The organism is Rhodococcus sp. (in: high G+C Gram-positive bacteria), from assembly GCF_049299235.1.
Taxonomy (GTDB): domain Bacteria; phylum Actinomycetota; class Actinomycetes; order Mycobacteriales; family Mycobacteriaceae; genus Rhodococcus.
Map to the genome: position 1 here is coordinate 1 of NZ_JBAQXC010000049.1, position 3591 is coordinate 3591.

General features: G+C 70.6%; 4 protein-coding genes and 1 pseudogene. 2 read left to right on the forward strand and 3 right to left on the reverse strand.

Annotated elements, in window-relative coordinates; all coding sequences use genetic code 11:
• The 3 genes and pseudogenes from WAX14_RS02690 to WAX14_RS02700 form a co-directional block, all read right to left on the reverse strand.
• Positions 1–217 (reverse strand): annotated as a pseudogene (locus WAX14_RS02690) (TldD/PmbA family protein); the annotation flags it as partial.
• On the reverse strand, positions 214–1725 hold the full coding sequence (locus WAX14_RS02695; protein WP_422626551.1) for a TldD/PmbA family protein: 1512 nt from the start codon (positions 1723–1725) through the stop codon (positions 214–216). The pseudogene WAX14_RS02690 and the gene WAX14_RS02695, both read right to left, overlap by 4 nt.
• 20 nt (positions 1726–1745) lie before the next feature.
• Complete coding sequence (locus WAX14_RS02700) at positions 1746–2513, reverse strand: sulfite exporter TauE/SafE family protein (RefSeq protein ID WP_422626552.1); 768 nt, start codon at positions 2511–2513, stop codon at positions 1746–1748.
• Between the two features lie 95 nt (positions 2514–2608).
• On the opposite strand from WAX14_RS02700, the gene WAX14_RS02705 reads away from it, so the two are divergent.
• Both WAX14_RS02705 and WAX14_RS02710 read left to right on the forward strand, forming a co-directional pair.
• The gene (locus tag WAX14_RS02705) at positions 2609–3118 is read left to right on the forward strand and encodes an FxsA family protein (protein WP_422626553.1); all 510 of its coding nucleotides are present in this window, start codon (positions 2609–2611) and stop codon (positions 3116–3118) included.
• Positions 3119–3137: 19 nt separating this feature from the next.
• Positions 3138–3591 (forward strand): amidohydrolase family protein (locus WAX14_RS02710; RefSeq protein ID WP_422626554.1); only part of this gene is annotated, 454 nt, incomplete at its 3' end.

Consider the following 3591-nt stretch of genomic DNA (forward strand, 5'->3'; position numbering starts at 1 on the left):
TGTCGACACTGCTCGACGTGACGATCCCGACGCGGGCGGCGGGGCCACGTTGGATCGCCAGCACCGTCCAGCTGCGTGACCGGGCCACCCCGTTGGTGGTCATCGAATTGCCCGCCCACCGCAGGGCCGCCTCCGACACGTCGGTGACCAGCACGATCGTCTCGTCGGCGGTGGAAACCCGCAGCGCCCGTTCCACCAGTTCCTGCGCCTCGATCATCGTCCACCTTCCGCGCGTGTGTTGAGCACGGTGATGCCACGCAGCAGCACCGACGGGCAGCCGTGCGAGACCGCCGCGACCTGACCGGGTTGTGCCTTCCCACAATTCATGGCACCCCCGAGCCGCCACGTCGACGGGCCGCCGACCGCCTCGAGCGCACCCCAGAAGTCGGTGGTCGTGCCCTGATACGCGACATCCCGGACCTGCCCGGCCAATTCGCCGCCGCGGATCCGGTAGAACCGCTGCCCGGTGAACTGGAAGTTGTAGCGTTGCATGTCGATCGACCAGGACTTGTCACCCACCACATACAGTCCGTCGTCGACCTCGGCGATCAGATCGGCGGTGGAGCGGTCCACCTCCCGATCCGGCTGCAGCGACACATTCGGCATCCGCTGGATCGGCACGTGCTGCGCCGAATCGGCGTAGGCGCACCCGTTGGACCGGGGCAACCCGAGCCGCGGCGCGAACGCCCGATCCACCTGGAACCCGACAAGCATCCCGTCTCGGACCAGATCCCAGGACTGCGCGGCGACCCCGTCGTCGTCGAACCCGACGGTCGCCAGGCCGTGCGGATCGGTGCGGTCCGCGGTCACATGCATCGCGGCGCTGCCGTACCGCAGCGAACCCAACAGGTCCGGGGTCGCGAACGATGTGCCCGCATAGGCGGCCTCGTAGCCGACGGCCCGGTCGTATTCGGTGGCGTGCCCGACCGATTCGTGGATGGTCAACCACAGGTTCGTCGGATCGATCACCAGGTCCGTCGGTCCCGCCACCACCGTCGGCGCCGCCGCCTTCTCCGCCAACCACTGCGGGATCGCCGTCAACTCCTGCGACCAGTCCCAATGCTCGTCGGAGGCGAGGTACTCCCAGCCGCGGCCGGTCGGGGGAGCCAGGGTGCGCATCGTCTCGAACACCCCCGCCGCCCGGTCCACGGTGGTCGCCTCGAGTTGCGGGTGGATCCGCACCCGCTGCTGGGTGATCGTCGAGCCGGCCAGGTCCGCGTAGAACACCTGCTCCTTGACCAGCACACAGTGCGCGGTCACGTGGTCGACACCGTCGGCGGCGAGCAGCCGCCGCGACAGGTCGGTGAGGATCGCGACCTTGTCGGCGGTCGGCACCGCGAACGGATCCAGATCGTACTGCGACACCCACACCGCATCCGAATGGACGGGTTCGTCGGCCCACCGCACCGGATCCCGGTTGAGCGGCCGCAGCACGCGAGCCACCTCGACCGCCTGCCGGGCCGTCGCCGCCGCCGTGTCCACGGTCAACTCGGCGTGCGAGGCGAACCCCCACGTACCGTCGATCAAGACCCGCACCGCGAACCCGGTATCGACACCGTCGGTGGCGGCCTGCACACCACCGTCCCGCAACGCCAGCGACTCGGTGCGGACCCGATGCACCCGCAGATCCGCGTGGGTGGCCCCGGCCGCGCGGGCCACCGCCAACGCCGCATCGGCCAAAGCACGCAACGGCAGGGCAAGAAACTCGGCGTCGACGGTGTTCACCCGCTCACCGTAGGGCCCGATCAACCGAATTGCTGCCAACCGAGCCGCACCACCATCACCAGCACCACGATCAGCAGCACCACCCGCACGAACCCGGCGCCGCGCGCCAACGCCGTCCGCGACCCCAGCACCGCACCGGCGACGTTGCACACCGCCATCGTCAACCCGAGCGACCACCACACGTGCCCGGTCGCGGCGAAGAACACCAACGCCCCCAGATTCGACCCGAGATTGATCACCTTCGCCATAGCCGCGGACCGCACGAACTCGGTGCCCAGCAACGTCGCGAACGAAATGATCAGGAAGGTGCCGGTGCCGGGACCGAGGATGCCGTCGTAGAACCCGATCACCGCGGCCGAACCCAGCACGACGAGCAGCGTGCGCCGCATACTCGGCGGGTCCCGCACCAGACCGGTGCCGAGCTGCGGCCGCGCCGTCACCAACACCGCGACCGCCACCAACGCGACCATCACGATCGGGATGAACAACGACCGGTCGATCAACGACACCGCCGCCGCACCACACGCCGCCAGCACCGCCGCCAGCACCGCCGCCGGGATCAGCACCGTCCACTGCAGCCGGATGCGCCGCGCGAACGTCACCACCGCGGCGCCGGTACCGCAGATCGCGGTGAGCTTGTTCGTCGCCAACGCCGTCTGCGGCGCCAGGTGCGGCGCCACCAGCAGCAGCGCGGGCAGCAGGATCAACCCGCCGCCACCGACCACCGCATCGACCCAGCCGGCGGCGGCCGCCGCGGACAGCAGCACCACCCAGTCGCCCGCATCCATGCTCGTGATTCGATCACGAGTGTGGTCGTGCCGGGTCGGGAGCAAAAATGCCCGGCCGTTCGTTGCACCGGTGTGGCCACCCGGAAGGAGCCCTGATGTTGCCTCTGTTGTTCCTCGTCTACGTCGTCGCCGAGATCGCGGTCCTCGCCGTGCTCGGCTCCGCCATCGGCGCCGGCTACACCGTGTTGCTGTTCCTCGGTGTCAGTGTTCTGGGCTATCTGATCCTCGGGGCGCAGGGCCGCCGCGCACTGCGCAACCTCGGGGAGGTCCGGGCGGGGGCTTCCCCGGATCGGGCACTGACCGACGGTGCGCTCGTCGGGCTCGGCGCCGGTCTGGTTCTCGTGCCCGGTCTGCTCACCAGCGTCCTGGGTATCTTGCTGCTGCTGCCGCCGACCCGGGCGGTGCTGCGCCCGGTCGTCAAGGTCGTCGCCGCCCGCAAGGTCGCGAACCTCGCAGCGCGCGGTGCCTGGCACAGCGAGCGCATCACCGTCGTCGACGGGCAGGTCGTCGAGCACACCGTCGTCGATTCCACCCCGCGACTGACATCGGCACCGATCCTCGAGGGCGAGATCGTCGACACCCCGCCCCGCCCGCAGCGGCCCTGACGGGGCAGACTGGACGCTCGTGAGTCCAGCACCGCACACCCAACTTCTCGTCGGCGGCCGCATCTACAGTGCCAGTGCCCCCGACGCCACCGCCCTGGCGGTCACCGACGGACAGATCGGGTGGGTGGGGGCCGACCGGCCCGGCCGCGCACTGCACCCCGACGCCGAGATCATCGACCTGCACGGCGCGTTCGTCGCTCCCGCGTTCGTCGACACCCACGTGCACGTCACCGCGCACGGCTTGGCCTTGACCGGCCTGGACCTGACCGGTACGAGCAGCCGCGCGGAGGCGCTGCAGCGGGTGCGTGACCACGCCGCCGGATGCGACGACGCGGTGCTGTGGGGGCACGGCTGGGATCAGACCCACTGGCCCGACGGGGCCGCCCCGAGCACCGCCGACCTCGACGCTGCGGCCCCCGGCCGCGCCGTGTATCTCACCCGCGTCGACGCGCATTCGGCGGCCGCGTCCACCG

Bases quoted from the DNA above. Each gene is read 5' to 3' on its own strand.
- WAX14_RS02705 (WP_422626553.1), top strand. From the start codon at position 2,609: ATGTTGCCTCTGTTGTTCCTCGTCTACGTCGTCGCCGAGATCGCGGTC.
- WAX14_RS02700 (WP_422626552.1), bottom strand. From the start codon at position 2,513: ATGGATGCGGGCGACTGGGTGGTGCTGCTGTCCGCGGCGGCCGCCGCC.